Genomic DNA, 18677 nt, shown 5'->3' on the forward strand with positions numbered 1-18677 from the left:
ACGGACCGCGCCCGGAGGGTGACAGCAGGGTGCCCGACGGTCCACCGATCGGCCGCGGTGCGACCGTAGGGTTGGTCGCCAACGGCGATCCGGAGGTTCCGGCTCGCCGCACCCTGCAGGAGCCCTCCTCGTTGCCGGCAGATCCGTCGCCCGCTGAACCGTCGCCGTTCGTCGGTCCGTCCGAGCCGTCGTCGGCCACGCCGCTGGCCGTCCCCACGGACCTGTCGGCGGTGCTGCTCGACCAGCTCGACCAGGGCGTCTGGGCGCTCGCCCCCGAGGACGGGACCGTGCTGGCGGTCAACCGCGCCGGGGCCACCGCCGTGGGCGCCCGGCCCGACGAGCTCGTCGGCGCCTCGTTCCTCACCATGGTCGACCCGGCCCTGACCGTCGAGGGCTGGCGGCTCCTCCTCGACCACGTCGACGGCGACCGCCGGCACCACGTGCGCGTCGGCCTGTCCACCCGCCACGGCCACGCCGTCACCACCGACCTCGACGTCGGACGGCACCGCACCGTCCAGACCGACGTGGTCACGATCTCGTCCCGTTCGGTGGCCGAGCCCACCGACGCCGACGCCACCGCCGAGGCCGGCGAGCCGCCGTCGGCGGACGCGGGCGCCGAGCGGTTCCGCCGGACGATCCAGGCGCTGCGCGACGGCATCGCCGTCGTCGACCCGTCGGGCCGCATCGACCAGGTCAACGACGCCTTCTGCCGGCTCGTCGGCCGCACCCAGGCCCAGGTCCGCCACCGCTCGGTGTTCGACCCGCCGTGGGTCTTCCGTGCCGACGGCGACCGGGCCACGACGCCCGAGGAGTCCGCAGGGGTGATCTGCCTGCGCACCGGACAACCCGCCATCGGACCGGTGTGGAGCACCGCGCTCAGCCGCACCGAGCGCACCCACACCCGCATGTCGGCGCACCCCGTGCCCGGTGGCGCGGTGGTCGTGCTCGAGGACCTGACCGGCGAGGTCGGCCTGGCGCAGCGGATCGACTCGCTCCGCGACACCGACGAGCTCACGGGGCTCGGGACCCGGCGCTCGACGTACGCCCACCTCGCCGCGTCGCTGGCCGGCGAGGGCGACGAGCCCGTCCGGGTCGGCGTGCTGCACGTCGACCTCGACAACTTCCGGATGGTCAACGAGACCTTCGGCCCCACCGTCGGCGACGTCGTGCTCGTCCAGATGGCCGACCGCGTCCGCGACCTGTCCGACCGCCACCCCGAGGGCGGCCGGCTCCACATCGGCCGCGTCGGCGTCGACGAGTTCCTGATCATCGTCGTCGGCTCGGGCCCGAGCCTGGCGTTCGACGTCGAGCTGCGCCGAGTGGCCGAGGAGGTGCAGCGCCGGCTGCAGCCGCCGATCACGGTCGACGGGCTGGAGATCCGGCTGACCGCCTCGATCGGCGTCGCCCGCTCGCCCGTCGACGCGACCGAGGCCGAGCGCCTGCTGGCCGCCGCCGAGCGCGCCCTCACCACGGGCCGGCTCGAGGGCCGGAACCGGCTGCGCTTCTACGAGCCCGCGCTCGACGCCGCCACCCGCACCGGGCTGGCGCTCGACCGGGACCTGCGGCGTGCCGCGGCCGCCCGCCAGCTCGAGGTGCACTACCAGCCCATCATCGACCTGCGCACCGGCTCGATCGCCATGGCCGAGGCGCTCGTGCGCTGGCACCACCCCGAGGAGGGGCCGATCCCGCCGTCGGTGTTCATCCCGACCGCCGAGGCCACCGGCGCGATCAGCGCGGTGAGCGACCTCGTCCTGTCGACCGTGGCGCGCGACGTGGCCGGTTGGAGCCGGGACCGCATCCTGCCGCCGCGGGCCCGCATCGCGGTCAACATCTCCCCCACCGAGTTCGAGCAGCGCGACTTCACCGAGCGGCTCGCCGCCACGCTGGCCGACGAGGGCGTGTCGCCGTCGCAGCTGGAGCTCGAGATCACCGAGAGCCTGCTCGTCCAGGACCTCCGCGCCGCGGCCGCCCGGCTCGAGCTGCTCGACGACCTGGGGTTCCTGATCGCCCTCGACGACTTCGGCACGGGCTACTCGTCGCTGTCATACCTGCACACGCTGCCGTTCCACACGCTGAAGATCGACCGGCGCTTCGTCGGCGACCTGCGCGACGACCGCTCGGGCACGATCACCCGGGCGATCCTGACGCTGGCGCACAACCTGGGCATCGTGGCGGTGGCCGAGGGCGTCGAGACCGACGGGCAGCGCACGTTCCTGTCCGAGGCCGGCTGCGACCTGGTGCAGGGCTTCCTCTACGCCCCGCCCATGCCGCGGGTCGCCTTCGAGCGCTTCCTCACCGAGCACGGCGGCGTGGCGCCCGACCTCGACGACGCGGTCGCCGGCCGGCGCTGAGCCCGGGATCCCACGGCGGCCCGGCGCCTCGGGCGGCGGCCCGAGCGCACGATCGGGTGTCGCCGCCCTAGCCGGACCGGTCGTCGGGGTGCGCCGCGGCGACCACGTCCGGCGGCACCGAGTCGGCCCCGGGTGGCGCCGCGCCGGCGTCGGGTGTGACCGCGTCGGCCCCGGTGGTCTCGTCGGGGGTGCCGTCGACCTCGTCGACCGCCGGGTCCGCCGCGCCCGTCCAGTTCGCCGACGGGAGCGAGACGACGAACCGGGCGCCGCCCAGGTCGCCGTCCTCCACGTGGATCCGACCGCCGTGGTGCTCGACGATCCGCTTCGTGAGTGCGAGCCCGAGGCCCGTGCCGCCCTCGTCACGGGCCCGGCCCTCCTGCAGGCGGGAGAAGCGCTCGAAGATCTGCTGTCGGTCCTCGGGCGGCACGCCCGAGCCGTCGTCGCCGACCGTGAGGACGACCCACGGGCCCTCCTCCTGGACGGTCACCGCGACGCTCGACGTGCAGTGGCGGGCGGCGTTGTCGAGCAGGTTGCGCACCACGCTGGTGAGCTCGTCGCGGTTGCCCCACACCCGCCCGGCCGACACGCCGGACAGGTCGAGCTGCAGGCCGGAGAGCCGCTGCTTCTGGCCCATCACCAGCTCGTCGAGGTCGACGTCGGAGCGGGGGCCGAAGCGGCCCTCCTCGAGCCGGGCCATGGCGAGCAGGTTGCCGACCAGGTGGTCGAGCCGGTCGTCCTCGGCCAGGACGGTGCGGGCGACGTCGGCCCAGTCGACGTCGTCGGGGTAGCGGAGCGCCGTCTCGAGCTGGGTGCGGATCGAGGCGACCGGGGAGCGGAGCTCGTGGCTGGCGTCGGAGATGAACTGGCGCTGCTTGACCGACGCCTTCTCGAGCCGGTCGAGCATGTCGTTCATCGTCACGGCGAGCAGGGCGATCTCGTCCTCGGTGGGTGGGACCGGGACGCGGGCGTCCAGGTTGGTGCCGCTGAGGTCGCGCACCCGGCGCGTGATCGCGCCCACCGGCGCGAGGGCCTGGCCGGTGATGATCCACGTCATGGCGCCCGCGCACAGCACGAGCAGCGGCAGTCCGAGCCACAGCGCGGCCCGCAGCGCCCCGACCGACCGGTCGATCTCGTCGAGCGGCGACACCGCGTGGATGGTGAGGTCGCCCCACTGCGTCCGCACCGTCTGGGTCACCTCGACCGCGTCGTCGGCATCGGGCAGCGCCGGGCCGACGCGGCCGAACAGCACGAGGCGGTTCTGGTCGTCGACGCCCTTGACCTTCATCTGCGAGAAGGCGGCGCCGTCCAGGTAGAAGTACGTCGAGGAGATGACCTGCTCGAGATCGCGGGCCCGGCTGATCAACGAGTCCGACATCATCTGGTCGTTGAACTCGCCCTCGAGCTGCGACGGGGTGTCGAACAGCTCGGTCGGCACCTTGCCCCGGTTCATCATCTCGGCCATCGACGCGACGATCCGCTCGTTGCGGGTCCGCAGGTCGTTGGTCAGCGTCGACTCGACCCACTTGGTGAGCAGCGTGCCGCCGCCGAGCAGCGACAGGCCGACCACGAGCACCACGGCGACGGTCAGGCGGAAGCGGACCGAGTGCGCGACCCGGGTCCGCATGCGGGTGCGGGTCGCGGGTTCGTCGGCGACGCCGGCGGCGGCACTCGTGTCGTCGGGGGCCGGGCCCGCGACGGGATCGGCGGTGCCGGCGGCGGGCCCGGTCGCCGAGGGGCCGGGCGGGGACGCAGGGGGCTCCGGCGCCTCAGGCATCGGCTCCGGTGCCGATCCGATAGCCGACGCCGCGCACGGTCTCGATGTCGCTGCGGTCGAACGGCCGGTCGATCTTGCGGCGGAGGTAGCCGACGTAGACCTCGACCACGTTCGGGTCGCCCTCGAAGTCGGCGCCCCACACCCGCTCCAGCAGGTCCTGCTTGGACACGACCTGGCCGGGCTTGCGCATGAGCGCCTCGAGCAGCTCGTACTCCCGGGTGGTGAGCGAGATGTCCTGGTCGCCGCGGCGGCAGGTGCGGGCCAGCGGGTCGAGCACGAGGTCGCCGATCACGAGGGGCTGGGCCCGGCCGTCGGCGGAGCGGCGCAGGAGCGCGCGGATGCGGGCGACGAGCACGACGAACGAGAACGGCTTGGACAGGAAGTCGTCGGCGCCGGTGTCGAGGGCCTCGGCCTCGTCGTACTCGCCCTGCTTGGCGGTCAGCATGAGGATCGGCGTGCCGACGCCCTCCTCGCGCAGCGTGCGGCACACCCGGTAGCCGTTCATGCCGGGGAGCATGATGTCGAGGACGATCACGTCGATGTCCTCGGACCGCGCCGTCTCCAGGCCGGAGATGCCGTCGTGGACGACGTCGACCTCGAAGCCCTCGGCCGTGAGGCCGCGGGCCACGCCGTCGGCCAGCGCCACCTCGTCCTCGACGATCAGGACCCGCCCCTGCGGCTCGGTCGCTGCGGTCTCCTCGGCTGCGGTCACGGACGGAACCTCCCTCTCACGGCCGGGAGCCGTCTCCCGGCGCGTGTCTCGCAACAGTTTCTCAGGTCGACCGACGCGTCGGGTGCCCGACGTGGCGAGATCCTGTGACCGCTCTCGCGACCCGGCGCGCCGTGGGGTGGTACGAACGACCGCCGTGGAACCGAACTGGATCGCCATCGCCCGCCGCAACGCCCGCTCCGTCCAGACCACCATCGGTTGGATCTTCTGGGACCCGGGTGCGGTGGCCCGCTACGAGGCGATCGGCCTGCCGGGCCCGCTCGGCTACATCGCCGCCCGCTCGGCCCCGCTCGCCCCGGCCGGCCCCGATGCGGTGACGGCCGCCTTCGGCTCGATCAGCCCGATCGGCATCGCCATGGCGCTGGACCTCGCCGGTCCCGACGGTCCGGCGCGGTGCTGGGAGGCCCGCGACGAGGCCGTGCTCGAGGGGCTGACGGCGTACGCGCCCGACATCCTCGACCCGCTCGCCGAGCTCGGCCCGCACCTCTGGGCGGTCGTCGAGCGGCTCCCGATGGTCGGCCGGGTGCTCGCCGCCGCCCACCTCCGCATGCCGCGCCCCGATGACCCGGTGCTGTCGGGCTGGCACGCCGTGAACTGCCTCCGCGAGTGGCGGGGCGACACCCACTGGGCGGCGGTGGTCGCCGCGGGCCTGACCGGCGTCGAGGCGTCGGTGCTGCACAACGCCTGGCTCCGCTACGAGAGCGACTGGCTCCCGACGTCCCGGGGCAGCTCGCCCGAGGAGATCGCCGCAGCCTGGGACGGGCTGGCCGAGAAGGGCCTCGTCGAGGTCGGCGACGACGGCGAGCGCCGGGTGACCGACCAGGGCATCGCCCTGCGGCGCGACATCGAGGAGCGCACCGACGCGCTGACGACCACGCCGTGGGAGCTGCTCGGCGTGCACCGGTCGCTGCAGTTCGCCGAGGACCTCGAGCCGCCGTGTGAGCGGCTGCTCGAGCGGGTCGACCTCACCGCCGGCGAGAACTACCAGCCCGGCTCCCGCATCCGCGACACCGACTTCGCCTGAACCCCTCGCGCCTGCGCTCGCGCGCTCGGCTGAGGGAGGGCCGAGCGTGGGTGAGGGCCGATCGCGGGGCGAGCGGTCAGTCGTAGGTGGCCTCGAGCCACCAGCGCCCGTCCTCGAGCGTGAGGAGGTGGGCCGCACCGGTGCTCGGGTGACCGGCCCGCGCCGGCTCGGCGCCGCCGTCGGGTTCGAGCACGACCTGCAGCCGCGCGCGGCGACGGTGCCCGACCGCGTCCCACCACCGCTCGTCGACGCACCACGGCCCGGCCCACGCCCGCACGCGCACTGTCCCGTCGCCGGCACGGCCGGTCCCGTCGCCGGCACGGCCGGTCCCGTCGCCGCTCCCGTCATCGACAGGACGGCCCAGGTGCACCCGGGCCGGGGGCGCCGAGATCAGGCCGCGGCCGCCCACTGCCACCCGCCGGCCCTCGGCGTCCAGGACCTCGACCGGCCGGGGCCGGGGCCACACCACCGCCGGCGACGGCGACGGGAGCGCCCCGGGCCAGGGCTCGGGGCCGCGCTCGGCCCGCGCCGACAGGTCGACGGCGTCGAGGGGCACCAGCCGGTACTGCTCGCCCGGCGACCGCCCGCCCTGCCACTCGGGCACGAGCACCCCGTCGGCGCCGACCAGCGCCTGGACCCGGGCCAGGGCCCGCAGCGCACGCTCCCCCGCCTCGCTCGTGCCGCCCCAGAACCCGAGCTGCAGGCCCTCGTCGGGGCGGACCTCGTCGGGCACCAGCTCCAGCCGGCTGATCCCGCCCGTGCACCGGCTCCGACTGCGCCCGGTGCCGAGCCAGCCCTCGAGCTGCCACCGCACCCGCTGGCCGATGGCCGCGGCCGACAGCGCGCCGTCGGCCCGCCACCACCGCTCGATCCGGTCGCCCACCTCGGTCTCGGCCACCACCAGCACGCGGGTGCAGGCCAGGCCGCGGGAGGCCAGCTCGTCGTGCAACGTGTCGGCCAGCGACTTCGCGGTGAAGGCGGCGCGGTCGACCTGGTCGACCGGCGGGTCGAGCGTGGCCGACACGCGCAGGTCGACCGGCGGCGGGGCCACGTCGGGCGGCAGGCGCTCGCGCCCCGAGGCCAGCCGGTGCAGGTCGGCGCCCAGCGCACCGAACCGGGCGAGGACGTCGGGGGCGGGCAGCGCCGCGAACCGGCCGAGGGTGCGCAGGCCCAGCCGCCGCAGCACGTCGACCAGCTCCTCGGGCTCGCGTCCGAGCGTCGACAGGCGCGCCACCGGCAACGACGACAGGAACGACGCGGTGGCGCCCGGGCCGACGACGACCGGCGCCGGGTCGCCCCGCTCGACCGCCCGCCGCAGCGCCTCCTCCGCGACGAGCGTCGCCGCCCGGGGCCCGTCGGCGATGCCGACCCCGACGGCGAACGGCACCGGACCGCCGGCCTCGTCGTCGGCGCCGGCGGTCCGCACCACGCGCACCACCTTCTCCGCCAGGGCCCGATCGCCCCCGTGGTAGCGCGACGGCCCGCGGGTGGGGACCAGGCACCGGCCCGCCTCCACGACCTCGAGGCGGGGGGCCAGGTCCTCGAGGGCGATCAGCACCCGCTCGAACGCCCGGGCCTCTTGCGACTCGTCGCGCTCGTGCAGCTCGACCGACGGGCAGCGGGCCTGGGCCTCGCGCCGCCGCAGCCCCGGCACCACGCCCTCGGCCCGGGCGGCGGGGCTGGCCGCCACCACGCGGTTGGCGAACACGACGGCGACCGGCAGCGTCGGCGGGCGGCCGGTGGCGACGACCGGCCAGTCCGCGCAGCACACCGCCAGCGTGCGGACCGGGCCCTCGTCGGGGTCCACGTCAGCCCACCTGCCGGCGGACCAGCGGCACCACCTCCGCGCCCCCCTCGGTGCCGGCGCCGGCGCCGAACAGGGCGGTGGCGTCGCCGTCGGCCAGCGCCACCCCGTCGGCCCCGGGCAGCAGCAGGTCGACCCGGCGGGGACGGTCGAAGGACCGCCGGCCCTCGACCGTGACCGTCACGCGGCGCTCCTGCAGGTGACCCCACCCGTCGCCCGGGCCGGACCACGCGGGCGACCCGCACCGCAGGTGCACGTCGGCCCCCGGCCAGGGCCCCGTGCGGTCGCCGCCCCGGGGCGGCGCGCCCGCGGCGGCCGAGCCGTGGAGCGTCAGCACGACCGCGCCCCGCTCCTTGGCCCGCGACAGCAGGCGCCGGACCTCGGTCCGGTCGGGCCGGTGGTCGGGGCCGACGACGACCAGGTCGAACGCGTCGACCAGCGCCGCCAGCACCGCCGGGGCCCGGCGCTCGTCGGTGCGGACGACGGCGACCCGCTCCAGCGCCACGCCCAGCTCGGCCGCCGCGGCCCAGCCCAGGGCGGGCGCGCCCACGCACGCCACCCACGAGCCGGCGCGGGTGGGGCCGGCCAGCACGGCGTGCAGGAGCGCCGTCGAACCGGGGCCGCCCACCGCCACGGTGCTGCCGCGCCGCAGGCCGTCGGGCAGGACCGCCTCGAGCGCCGGCAGCACCGGCAGGCGCCGCTCGCCGGCCAGCGTGACCGGGCTCAGCTCACCGGCCAGCTCCCGCAGCCGGGCCAGGCGCCCCGCCCGGTCGGACCGGTCGGGGCGGTCGGGACGATCGCGGCGGTCGGCGCCCGCCTGGCCGCCGGCGTCGTCGGGGCGCTCGCCCCGCAGCACCGTCAGTTCGTGAGCTGGCTCCCCGGCTGCCATCCCGCCCAGCATCGAACACATGTTCTGCCCCGTCAAGCGACGCTCGCCGGGATATAGGGGTGCACAGCGACAAGGGTTGTCGCGATCCCGACCGGAGAAATCGCCGGGCCGGCGGGCGGGGGGCCAGCGGGCGGGAGGTCAGCGGGCGGGCGTCACCCGCCGGGGATCACTCGGCGGGAGCGCCGAAGGACGCCGGATCGGGGACCTCGACCCCCGGCCGGTAGTACGTGTACAGGTCCTCGATGATCTCGGCGATGCCGTCGGTGGTCGCACCTCGGCCGAGGTCGAGCGTGATCACGTTCGAGTTGATGTGCACCGCGTCGATGCCACCGCGCTCGAAGAGCCGGCGGGCCAGCTCGTCGGGCGGACGATCGCCCTCGACGACCTGGCCGGCGCGGTAGCGCTCGTGGCCCATGCCGGTGAGGGTCCGGTTGATCTCGAACCGCACGATGCCGGGACGGCTCGACGGCTTCTCCAGGACGGTGACGGGCTGACCCATAGCGCCGCAGAGCGTAGCCGCCGCCCACAAGGGGTCCCGCATCCGGCCCTCTGCCCCGCGGACTCGGCCCGCCGACGGCACAGCGGCTCCGGCACCCGCCCGGGGTGGCTTGGCCGGTCCTCGTCGCGGGGACCACGATGGGTCGGTGCCCCAGGACGACACCACGCCGCTCGGACCCCCTGCGAACCCACCGGTGACCCAGCAGGTCCAGGGCCCGCCGCGCCGCAACCCCGAGCGCCACGGCGACGACGACGCCTACCAGGTCACGATCTTCTCGGCGGTGGGCGGCCAGGCGTTCTTCGACCGCCTCGTCGACCGCTTCTACGACCGCGTCGAGGCTGACGAGGTCCTGCTGGCGCTGTACCCGGACCAGGACGACCTCGGCCCGGCCCGTCGCCGCCTCGCCCTGTTCCTCGGCCAGTACTGGGGCGGCCCGAACACGTACTCCGACGAGCGGGGCCACCCCCGGCTCCGGATGCGCCACAACCCGTTCGTGGTCGGCGATCGCGAGCGACGGCACTGGCTCGCCGCCATGGAGCCCGCCCTGGCCGAGACGATCCCCGAGGCGCCGCTCGACGACGACCTGCGCCGGGCGGTCGAGCAGCGGATGCGCGAGTACTTCGAGATGTCCGCCGCCGCGATGGTCAACTCACCCGACTGACCGGCACCCATCGCTGGTTCTGATGACGCTCTTGCGTCACCAGGACGCAGGAATGGCGTCAGAAACCGGGGCCGGCGTCAGAAACCGGGGGCGCTGGCGCGACGGCGAGGGGTCAGCGCGGGACGTGCATCCCGGTCGACTCGGCGGCGATCGCCATCGACGCGTCGAACCACTCGTCGGTGTCGGTGACGACGTTGTGGAAGTGGCCGAACAGCTCGAAGCTGATCGTGCCGATGAGCGACACCCACATCGTGAGCGCCCGGCCGACGACGTCGTCGAACGGCGGCTCCGGCACCCCGCCGGCGATCTCGACCACGCCGGGGTCGAGCAGCGACGCGGTGCCGAGGTCCTGCGCCGGCGGCTCGAGCGACCCCTCGGCGAGCGCGGCGATCGTGATCCCGGCCAGCGTCGTCGCCACCCGAGCGGCGGGGCCCACGGTGTCGACCGGCGCGGCGTAGCCGACGACCGGCGAGCCGTAGACGAGCGCCCACTCGTGCGGGTGCTCGATCGCCCACGCCCGGACCGCCCGGCACGTGCGCAGCCACCGCTCCCCGGGTGTCGCACCGGCGGCGACGGCGGCGGCGTCCTCGCGCTCGGCCACGTCGCCGATCGCGTCGTAGGCGTCGATGATCAGCGTGGTCAGCAGGTCGTCGCGGCTCGGGAAGTACCGGTAGACGGCCGACGACGCCATGCCGAGCTCGCGGGCGACGGCCCGCAGCGACAGGCCGGCCGGACCCGACTCGGCGAGCTGCCGTCGGGCGAGGTCCGTGATGTCGGCCACCAGCGCGGCGCGGGCCCGGGCCCGCGCTGTTCGGGGCGCGCCGGCATCGGGCTCGGCCGCTCGCTCGGTCGCGCGCTCGGACGGGCGCCCGCCCGTGCGGGCAGCGGAGCGTGCGGCGGGGGCGGATCCGGCGTCACCGGCGTGCTCGACCATCGAGCCAGTGTGCCATCGATCGGAGCACTGCACACGGATGTGAGCGGTGCTCTTGCTTTTCGTTCCGACAAGGTGGACACTGATCGCAACAGAGAGCACTGCTCTCGTTTCGAACACCACACCGGAGGCACCGATGCACACCACCCCCGCCCGCCCCGCAGGGAGCGAGCTCCACGTCGTCGTCGGCAAGGGCCCGGTCGGCACCGCCACGGCCCGTGCGCTCCTCGACGCCGGCCACCGGGTCCGGTTCCTGTCCCGCTCGGGTGGCACCAGCGGCGACCTCGTCCTCGACGCCGACGCCGCCGCCCGGACCGAGGGCCGCACCGTCGACGCCGCCGACGCGACCTCGGTCATCGCGGCGAGCGAGGGCGCGACGACGATCTACAACTGCCTCAACCCCGAGTACCACCGGTGGGTGACCGACTGGCCGCCGATGGCCACCGCCCTGCTCGACGCGGCCGAGGCCCACGGCGCCGGCTACGTGATCATGGGCAACCTCTACGGCTACGGCCCCGCCACGAGCGACGGGCGCCGGACCGGGCGCGGCTACGACGAGGGCGCACCGATGACCGAGCGCACGCCGCTCGCCACGACCGGCACGAAGGGCCGGGTCCGGGCGCAGATGTGGGAGCAGGCGATGGAGCGCCACCGCGCCGGGCGCGTCCGGGTCACCGAGGCCCGGGCGTCGGACTTCTACGGCCCGCTCGTCGTCGAGGGCGGCTACCTCGGCGAGCGCACGGTGCCGCCCCTGCTCGCGGGGAAGCGGCCGCAGGTCGTCGGCGATCCCTCCCAGCCCCACAGCTTCACCTACATCCCCGACGTGGGCCGTGCGATGGCCACGCTCGGCACCGACGACCGCTCGTGGGGCCGGGCCTGGCACGTCCCCACGCCCCCGGCGCGGTCGATGCAGCAGATGGTGACCCGGATGTGCGAGCTCGCCGGCGTGGCGCCGGTGCCGGTGCGGGTCATCCCCCACGTCGCCGTCCGCCTCACCGGGCTCTTCGTGCCGTTCATGCGCGAGCTCGAGGAGGTCCGCTACCAGTTCGTCGAGCCGTTCGTCCTCGACTCGCAGGACTTCACCGAGACGTTCGGCTGGGACGCCACGCCCGTCGACACGGCGCTCGCCGCGACGATCGCCTGGTGGCGGGACCGGCTGGCAGCGGAGCGGGGCGGCGACGTCCCGGCGCCGGCGGATCACACCGTCGCGCTCTCGTGACGTCTGCCGACCGTCGGGCGGCGGTCGGGCGGCGGTCGGGCCGCCGTCGCCAGGTGGTGTCAGGAGCCGGCCCGGACCGGTGCGGTACGGAGCCCGGTCAGCGGGCGGCGAGGTCGTGGGGACCGGAGGCCGGGTAGCCGTGGGCGTCGCGGATGGCGGCGCCCCACGGTTCCATCAGGTCGCAGACCGCGCCGAGGTCGTCCCCGATCGCGTCGAGCACCGGCTGCACCTGGGCGTCGGTCGTCACCTCGATCCGCTCCCGCAGCGTCCGCCCGGCCTCGGAGAACCCGTCGCCGTCGAGCAGCCCCCGCTCGCGCAGCGACGCCTCGGCGGCGTCGAACTGGGCCTCGCTCCAGGCCCGGGTCCGGCTGTAGGAGCGCATCGGCAGCCCCCAGTACAGCTCGGTGAGCAGGCCGATCTCGGTGGCCGTCAGCCCCTGGCCGATCCACGAGGCGGTGTGGCTGTCGCCCCGGTGCTCGCGCAGCAGGTCGCCGTGGTGCCACGCCGCGGCGAGCGGGTCGTCGGGCACGTCGAGCGCCTGCACGCCCGCCGCCAGCGGCCGGCCGGCGACGGCTGCGGCCGCTGCGCCCCGGCCGAGCGCCTCGGCCACGAGCTCGACGCCGTCGGGTGACGGCCCGAGGATCCGGCGCAGCTGCGCGACGGCGCCGTCGGCGCGGGCCGTCCGGATGGTGGCGGCGTCGGTCCGGGTCCAGCCCAGCCCGACGCAGACGTCGACGACCTCGGGGTTGAACACGCCGAAGGCGGCTGCGACCACCGATCCGGGCACCTGGCCGAGGAGGCTCCCCCGGCTCGTGAAGTACGCGGGGCCGTCGGGCATGGCGACGCCGCGCACGGTGGTCGGGCTGGCATCGAAGCCGAGCGACTCGTAGTTCGAGTGCGCCTCGGGCGAGAAGTACACCTGGCCGACGACCGGCTCCAGCGCGGCGGCGAGGCGCCGGGCGGCACGCTGCTCGGAGGTCAGGCCCACGGTGGTCTCCGGCGTCTCGACGTCCCCGTCATCGGGGCGAGGGAGGAGAAAGGGCGAGGGTCGTCCCGACATCGAGCCCCATCACTGCCGATGGAGGACGACCCTCGGTCACGTCGCCCATGGGAGAGGAAGGGTGGATGGGAGGACGACGCAGCCATGGCCGAAGCCACGGACGCATCATGCACCATCCCGAGCGTCGTGTCAGGCGATGACCGAACTTATGTGGGCATACCGACGGTCGGCCGCGAGCGCCGCCCAGACGGCCAGACCGATCGAGATCGCGGCCAGGACGAGGTGCACCGCGACGAACGCGGCCTCGTGGTCGCCGGCCAGCGCGATGTCGGCCGCGCGCACCACCCAGACCGCGATCGTGTAGCCCCCGACGACCCTCGCGGCGAGGCGCAGCGTGCGCGCCGAGGCGGGCGTGGCGGCGACGTGGTCCCGGTAGAGGACGGCGCCGAGCACGATCGCCCCGACCACGAACACGGTCGAGAGCACGAGCGGGCCGATGCGGTCCGAGCCCGTCAGCTCGGGGTCGGTCAGGGCGTTGCGGATGCGGCCGATCCAGACGAACAGGGTCCAGGCCACGAACGCCCCGACCGCCCACAGCGCCGACGGGGAGCGGGTGACCGGTGCGGCGACCGGGCCGGCGGTCTGCGGGCCGGCGGTCTGCGGGCCGGCGGGCGACGGCCCGCTCACGCCACGCCCGATTCGGGCGCGACGGGGCGCGCCTCGGGGCGGACGCTCAGCCGTACGGCCGGGCGCATCTCGCCGATGCCGTCGGCGTGCACGGCGACCGTGTCGTCGATCTGGATCCAGTCGGGCAGGTGCCCCACGACGTCGAGCGCGAGCACCTCGCCCGGGCCGGCGGCGTCGCACAGGCGGGCGGCGTGGTTGGCCGACGGGCCGACGTAGTCGTCGCCCTCGAACAGCAGCACGTTGCCGCCGGCGATGCCGGCGTGGACGTCGAACGGGTCGCGCTCGAAGCGGGTGGCGATCTCGCACACCGCGGCGGTCAGCGGGCCGGGCGCCGTGCTGACGAGCATGACGCCGTCGCCCAGCCACTTCAGGACCCGCACGCCACGGCGGCCGGTGACCTGGCGGACGGCGGAGCGGAAGCGGGCCAGCACCTCGAGCGCCGCCTGCGTGCCGTGCTCCTCGGTGTAGGCGGTGAACCCGGTGATGTCGATGAACGCGAACCAGCGGTCCAGCGTCTGGGACACCTCGACCCACTCGGGGACGGGCGGGCCCATGCCGGTGCCGTCGGCCTCGTGCAGGTGCGTGCTGCGTGGACTGCCGAAGCGGATGCCGCGTGTCGGGTTGTCACTCACGATGGACGCCTCTGGCTGGGGATCTCGGCGGGTGGCCCGCGCTCCCCCACTGGTGGGGCAACTCGGGCAAGCGGCCTCTTGCTCCTGCAAGCGTACGCCGAACCGGTGACACCGCCACGATCAGTTCCGTCCGGTGGGCCGCTCATCGGTCACCTTCGCGCACCGCAGGGTCAGAAGAGCGTCGCCTCCTCGAGGTGTCCCGGTCGGCGGGTCCCCCACGGCGTGCCGTCCATGAACGCCCAGGTCCGACGGTGGATGGCGGTCGGGCCGTAGCCCTTCAGGGCGAGCTGGTGGCGGGGGCAGGGGTAGCCCTTGTTGCGGTCGAAGTCGAAGCCCGGGTAGCTGTCGGCGCCCTCGCGCATCATCCGGTCGCGGGTCACCTTGGCGAGGATCGACGCCGCCGCGATCGACAGGCAGGTGGCGTCGCCCCGCACGATCATCCGGGTGCGGCCGCCGCCGACGAAGTCCCACCGGCCGTCGACGAGCACCTTGTCGGGCTCGACCGCGAGCCCGTCCAGCGCTCGGCGGGCGGCCAGGCGCTGGGCGTCGGACATGCCGAGCTCGTCGCACTCCTCGTGGGTGGCGTGGCCGACCGACCAGGCCACGCACCACTCCCCGACCCGGTCGAAGAGCTGCTCGCGGCGCGCCTCGGTGAGCTGCTTCGAGTCCCGGACGCCGTACACGCGGCGGTCCTTGGGGAGCACGACGGCACCGATCGTGAGCGGGCCGGCCCAGGCGCCGCGGCCGACCTCGTCGACGCCGACGACGACCTCGTGGCCGCCGTCCCAGAGCTCCTTCTCGACCGCGAGGGTCGGTCCGCGGCGACGTCCGGCCATGGGCCCGAACATAGTGCGCGGCCGGCGGCACGAGATCGCTCACGATCGGTGATCGGCGGCCGACCGTGGGGGTGAAGGGGGGCGTCGGGGGACGCAGGGTTTCGTCCACGTGAACTCCGCCGCACCTGAGGGAAATGTCGGGGAGGGTGCTTGAGTTCGGGCCCCCGCCTGACCGAAGAATGGGGGGACGCGACATGCTGACCGACGCACCCGTCCGGCGACCCACGATCGTCGTCGTCGGGACCCACCGGGCCGGCGCCCGGCCAGCGCTGCGGAACAGCGACGAGGAGGAGGGGATCGACATGGAGGAGGGCACCGGCATCGGGATCGAGGTCCCGATCGACGCCGGGACCACGGTCGAGGTCCGGAGCCGCTTCGACCAGCGGTGGACCACGGGCTTCACCGTCGCGGACGTCGCCGAGGAGGGCTATCTCCTCCGCCGGCAGTCCGACGGCACGGTGCTGCCGGCGTGGTTCCCACGCGAGCAGCTCCGCCCGCTCGGCCGCACCGCCTGAGCGGCGACCACACCGCCTGAGCGGCGACCACACCGCCCGAGCGGCGACCACACCGCCCGAGCGGCGACCACACCCTCGACGGGCGACGCACCGCCCGATCGACGGACGACATCCGCCGGAGCGATCCGGCGCCTCCCGCCCCACCGGTCCCCCGACCGGGGCGGTCGGTACGCTTCGGCCATGACCGACCTCGCCAGCGTGCCCTCCCCCGGTCCCGCCGCGTCGGACGCCGGCGCCGCCCGCACCGTCCGCCGAGTGGACGTGGTCCCGCACACGCACTGGGACCGCGAGTGGTACTCGCCGTACCCGACGTTCCGGCTCCGGCTGGTGGACCTGCTCGACGAGCTGCTCCCCCGCCTCGAGGCCGACACCGGGTTCGCGCACTTCCAGCTCGACGGGCAGATGGCCGTCGTCGACGACTACCTCGGGCTGCGCCCCGACGAGGCCGGCCGCCTGCGGTCGCTGGCCGCCCAAGGCCGGCTGTCGATGGGCCCCTGGTACGTCCTGCCCGACGAGTTCCTCGTCTCGGGCGAGACCCACGTCCGCAACCTGCAGCTCGGGCTGCGCAAGGCCGAGGCGTTCGGCGGCGCCATGCCGGTCGGCTACCTGCCCGACATGTTCGGCCACATCGCCCAGATGCCCCAGCTGCTCGTCCAGTTCGGCTTCACCGACGCCGTGGTGTGGCGGGGCGTGCCGTCGAGCATCGACGGCCCGCAGTTCTGGTGGATCGCCCCCGACGGCTCCCGTGTCCGGGCCGAGTACCTGCCGGCGGGCTACGGCAACGGGTCCGAGCTGCCCCACGACGCCGGCGCCGTGCGCGAGAAGATCGAGATCTTCCGGCTCCTGCAGGGGCCGCTCGTCGGTGACCCGCTCCTGCTGATGGCGGGCATGGACCACGAGGTGCCGCCCGCGCACCTCAGCGCGGTGATCGCCGAGCTGAACGAGCGCGAGGCGGCCCGCACCGAGGGCGACGCCTACGAGCTCACGATCCGATCGCTCGCCGAGCACCTGGCCGACGCCCCGACCGGGCACCTGCCCGAGCTCCACGGCGAGATGCGCTCGGGCCTCCGGGCCAACGTCCTCATGGGCGTCGCCTCGAACCGGGTCGACGTCAAGCAGGCCGCGGCGCGAGCCGAGCGGACGCTCGAGCGGGTGGCCGAGCCGCTGGCCGCGCTCTGGCTCGGCGAGCCCGAGCGGTGGCTGCCGGTGTTCGACGCGGCGTGGCTCGACGTCATCCGGAACGCGGCGCACGACTCGATCTGCGCGTGCAGCCACGACGAGGTGGTCGACGCCGTGCTGCACCGCTACGCCGAGTCGACCCGCCTCGCCCAGGGCGTCGCCGATCGGGCGGTCGAGGCCGCGGCGGCCCGCATGGCGTCGCCGGGCGTGGTCGTGCTCAACGCCACGGCCCGCCCCCGCACCGACGTGGTCGAGATCGACATCCCCGGCCCGGCCGACGGCGAGCCCGTCGAGCACCCGGCCGTCCAGGTCCTCGCGGCGGTGCCGGCGGTCGAGGAGATCGACGGGGCCGTCGGCGACGAGGCGCCCATGCGCCTGGCCCTGGCCGCGCTGGCCGAGCACCCCGACACGCGCTCGATCCGCATCGAGGACGACGGCGCCGCCTCGGGTGCCACGATCACCGCCCACCTCCTGGCCGACCACGCGGACGACGCGGTCACGCCCGCCGACGCCCTCGCGCTCGTCGGCCAGCGGGCGACCGAGGACCCCGAGCTGGCGCTCCGGCTCGTGGTGCACCGGCGCGACCCGTCGCGCCACGTGCTGGCCCTGGCCGCCGACGTGCCGGGGTACGGCTGGGCCCGGTGGGAGCCGGTGGAGCCGGCGCACCCGGTTTCCGCCGAGGGCGAGCTCGGCCTGGCCAACGGGCTGGTCACCGTCGTCGCCGACCCGACCGACGGCACGTTCAGCGTCGACGGGGTCGCCGGCTTCGGGCGCCTCGTCGACGACGGCGACGCCGGCGACACGTACAACTGGTGCCCGCCCGAGGTCGACGTGGTGGTCGACGCCCCGACGTCGGTCGAGGTCACGAGGACCGAGGCCGGTCCGATCCGCGGCCGGCTGGTGGTCCGATCGACGTACGTGATCCCCGAGCGCTGCGCGATCGACGGCCAGGAGGGGATGACGACCGGATGGGCCGGCGGCGAGACCTACCGGCGCGTCGGCGAGGTCACCCAGGTGTTCACGACCACGGTCGAGGTGCGCGCCGACGACCCGACCGTCCGGGTGACCACCTCGTGGGACCAGCGGGCCCGGGACCACCGCCTCCGCGTCCACCTGCCGCTGCCCGGACCCGCCGCCTCGAGCCGGGCCGAGGACGCGTACGCCGTCGTCGAGCGCCCGCTGTGGATCGAGGGCGGACCGAACGAGTGGGGGGTGCCGACCTTCCCGTCGCGGCGCTTCGTCCAGGCCGGCGGCCTGACCGTCACGCACGAGGGCCTGTGCGAGTACGAGCTCGTCGGGCTGACTGCACCCGACGGCACGATCGTGCCCGACACGACCGGCATGACCGCCGAGCAGGGTGCGGCGCTCGGCGTCGCCCCGCCCGAGGGCACCACCGCCCATGCGCTGGCCCTCACGCTCGTGCGCGCCACCGGCTGGCTGTCCCGGGGCCCGATGCCGTCGCGGCCCCAGCCCGCCGGACCGTTCGACCGGCTCGAGGGCGCCCAGGCGCTGCGCCCGCTGTCGCTGCGCTACGCCATCCGCCTCGACGGCGACGACGTCGTCGATCCGCACGCCCTCGCCGATCACGTGTGGAACCCGCTGCTGCCCGCCGTCGCGCCCGGTGGCGGCGACCTGGGCGACCGGGGCTCCCGACTGCAGGTGGACGGCGACGACGGCCGCGGCGTGCGGTCCGGTGCGCTCGACGTCGACGCCGTGCTGCAGGACACCGACGGCCGGCTCGTCGTGCGGGCCCACGCCACCGGCGACCACGGCGCGGTGCTCGCGCTGCCCGGCCGGACCGGCGCGGTCGTCGACCTGCGCGGCCGCGAGCTCGACACGTTCACCGGCGTGCTCGAGGTCGACCCGCACCGGATCGTCACCGTCCGGCTCGACTGACCGGCGTCCTCCGACGGCGAGCCCGATCCCGACCGACCCGACGACCACCG

The 18677-nt window shown here is 75.3% G+C and carries 16 protein-coding genes; 6 read left to right on the forward strand and 10 right to left on the reverse strand.

The features are described from left to right. The first annotated feature begins 131 nt into the window (after window positions 1–131). Entirely contained in the window at window positions 132–2351 is a 2220-nt protein-coding gene (locus LH044_RS05535; RefSeq protein ID WP_227758803.1) for a putative bifunctional diguanylate cyclase/phosphodiesterase, read from the forward strand. A 67-nt stretch (window positions 2352–2418) separates the two neighbouring features. Here the strand turns inward: LH044_RS05535 and LH044_RS05540 are convergent, their stop codons facing one another. Then, window positions 2419–4125, reverse strand: coding sequence for a sensor histidine kinase (locus tag LH044_RS05540; protein ID WP_227758804.1), 1707 nt, complete (start codon window positions 4123–4125; stop codon window positions 2419–2421). Next, entirely contained in the window at window positions 4118–4837 is a 720-nt protein-coding gene (locus tag LH044_RS05545; RefSeq protein WP_227758805.1) for a response regulator transcription factor, read from the reverse strand. The genes LH044_RS05540 and LH044_RS05545 overlap by 8 nt, the downstream gene beginning before the upstream one ends. A 154-nt stretch (window positions 4838–4991) precedes the next feature. On the opposite strand from LH044_RS05545, the gene LH044_RS05550 reads away from it, so the two are divergent. After that, window positions 4992–5879 (forward strand): SCO6745 family protein, encoded by an 888-nt coding sequence (locus LH044_RS05550; protein ID WP_227758806.1) that lies wholly within the window; start codon window positions 4992–4994, stop codon window positions 5877–5879. Window positions 5880–5955: 76 nt separating this feature from the next. Here the strand turns inward: LH044_RS05550 and LH044_RS05555 are convergent, their stop codons facing one another. The 3 genes from LH044_RS05555 to LH044_RS05565 form a co-directional block, all read right to left on the reverse strand. Beyond that, window positions 5956–7686, reverse strand: a complete 1731-nt coding sequence (locus LH044_RS05555; RefSeq protein WP_227758807.1) for a DNA polymerase Y family protein — start codon at window positions 7684–7686, stop codon at window positions 5956–5958. Window position 7687: 1 nt separating this feature from the next. Next, window positions 7688–8572 (reverse strand): DnaE2-dependent mutagenesis accessory factor ImuA', encoded by an 885-nt coding sequence (gene imuA' / locus LH044_RS05560; RefSeq protein ID WP_227758808.1) that lies wholly within the window; start codon window positions 8570–8572, stop codon window positions 7688–7690. A gap of 166 nt (window positions 8573–8738) precedes the next feature. Next, the gene (locus LH044_RS05565; protein ID WP_227758809.1) at window positions 8739–9071 is read right to left on the reverse strand and encodes a hypothetical protein; all 333 of its coding nucleotides are present in this window, start codon (window positions 9069–9071) and stop codon (window positions 8739–8741) included. A gap of 145 nt (window positions 9072–9216) precedes the next feature. On the opposite strand from LH044_RS05565, the gene LH044_RS05570 reads away from it, so the two are divergent. After that, a complete protein-coding gene (locus LH044_RS05570) occupies window positions 9217–9732 on the forward strand; it encodes a globin domain-containing protein (RefSeq protein ID WP_304512042.1) in 516 nt (171 codons plus the stop codon). 112 nt (window positions 9733–9844) lie between these two features. Here the strand turns inward: LH044_RS05570 and LH044_RS05575 are convergent, their stop codons facing one another. Then, window positions 9845–10666: a TetR/AcrR family transcriptional regulator gene (locus LH044_RS05575; RefSeq protein ID WP_227758810.1), complete on the reverse strand. Its 822-nt coding sequence runs from the start codon at window positions 10664–10666 to the stop codon at window positions 9845–9847. 133 nt (window positions 10667–10799) lie between these two features. On the opposite strand from LH044_RS05575, the gene LH044_RS05580 reads away from it, so the two are divergent. After that, a complete protein-coding gene (locus LH044_RS05580; protein ID WP_227758811.1) occupies window positions 10800–11882 on the forward strand; it encodes an NAD-dependent epimerase/dehydratase family protein in 1083 nt (360 codons plus the stop codon). Window positions 11883–11979: 97 nt separating this feature from the next. On the opposite strand, the gene LH044_RS05585 is transcribed toward LH044_RS05580, so the two are convergent. The 4 genes from LH044_RS05585 to rnhB all read right to left on the reverse strand — a co-directional run bounded on the left by LH044_RS05585 (window position 11980) and on the right by rnhB (window position 15037). Beyond that, window positions 11980–12870 (reverse strand): SCO6745 family protein, encoded by an 891-nt coding sequence (locus LH044_RS05585; protein ID WP_227758812.1) that lies wholly within the window; start codon window positions 12868–12870, stop codon window positions 11980–11982. Window positions 12871–13071: 201 nt separating this feature from the next. Then, window positions 13072–13569, reverse strand: a complete 498-nt coding sequence (locus tag LH044_RS05590; RefSeq protein ID WP_227758813.1) for a hypothetical protein — start codon at window positions 13567–13569, stop codon at window positions 13072–13074. Then, the gene (locus LH044_RS05595) at window positions 13566–14201 is read right to left on the reverse strand and encodes an adenylate/guanylate cyclase domain-containing protein (RefSeq protein ID WP_227758814.1); all 636 of its coding nucleotides are present in this window, start codon (window positions 14199–14201) and stop codon (window positions 13566–13568) included. The genes LH044_RS05590 and LH044_RS05595 overlap by 4 nt, the downstream gene beginning before the upstream one ends. A 170-nt stretch (window positions 14202–14371) precedes the next feature. Next, window positions 14372–15037 (reverse strand): ribonuclease HII, encoded by a 666-nt coding sequence (gene rnhB / locus LH044_RS05600; protein WP_227758815.1) that lies wholly within the window; start codon window positions 15035–15037, stop codon window positions 14372–14374. A gap of 194 nt (window positions 15038–15231) precedes the next feature. Here rnhB and LH044_RS05605 point away from each other — a divergent pair, with 194 nt between their 5' ends. Together LH044_RS05605 and LH044_RS05610 are read left to right on the forward strand one after the other, a co-directional pair. After that, window positions 15232–15552: a hypothetical protein gene (locus LH044_RS05605; protein WP_227758816.1), complete on the forward strand. Its 321-nt coding sequence runs from the start codon at window positions 15232–15234 to the stop codon at window positions 15550–15552. 180 nt (window positions 15553–15732) lie between these two features. Beyond that, window positions 15733–18627 carry a glycoside hydrolase family 38 N-terminal domain-containing protein gene (locus LH044_RS05610; RefSeq protein ID WP_227758817.1) on the forward strand — a complete coding sequence of 965 codons (2895 nt, stop codon included), beginning with the start codon at window positions 15733–15735 and terminating at the stop codon, window positions 18625–18627. Window positions 18628–18677: the final 50 nt, after the last annotated feature.

This window comes from Dermatobacter hominis, from assembly GCF_020715685.1.
Taxonomy (GTDB): domain Bacteria; phylum Actinomycetota; class Acidimicrobiia; order Acidimicrobiales; family Microtrichaceae; genus Dermatobacter; species Dermatobacter hominis.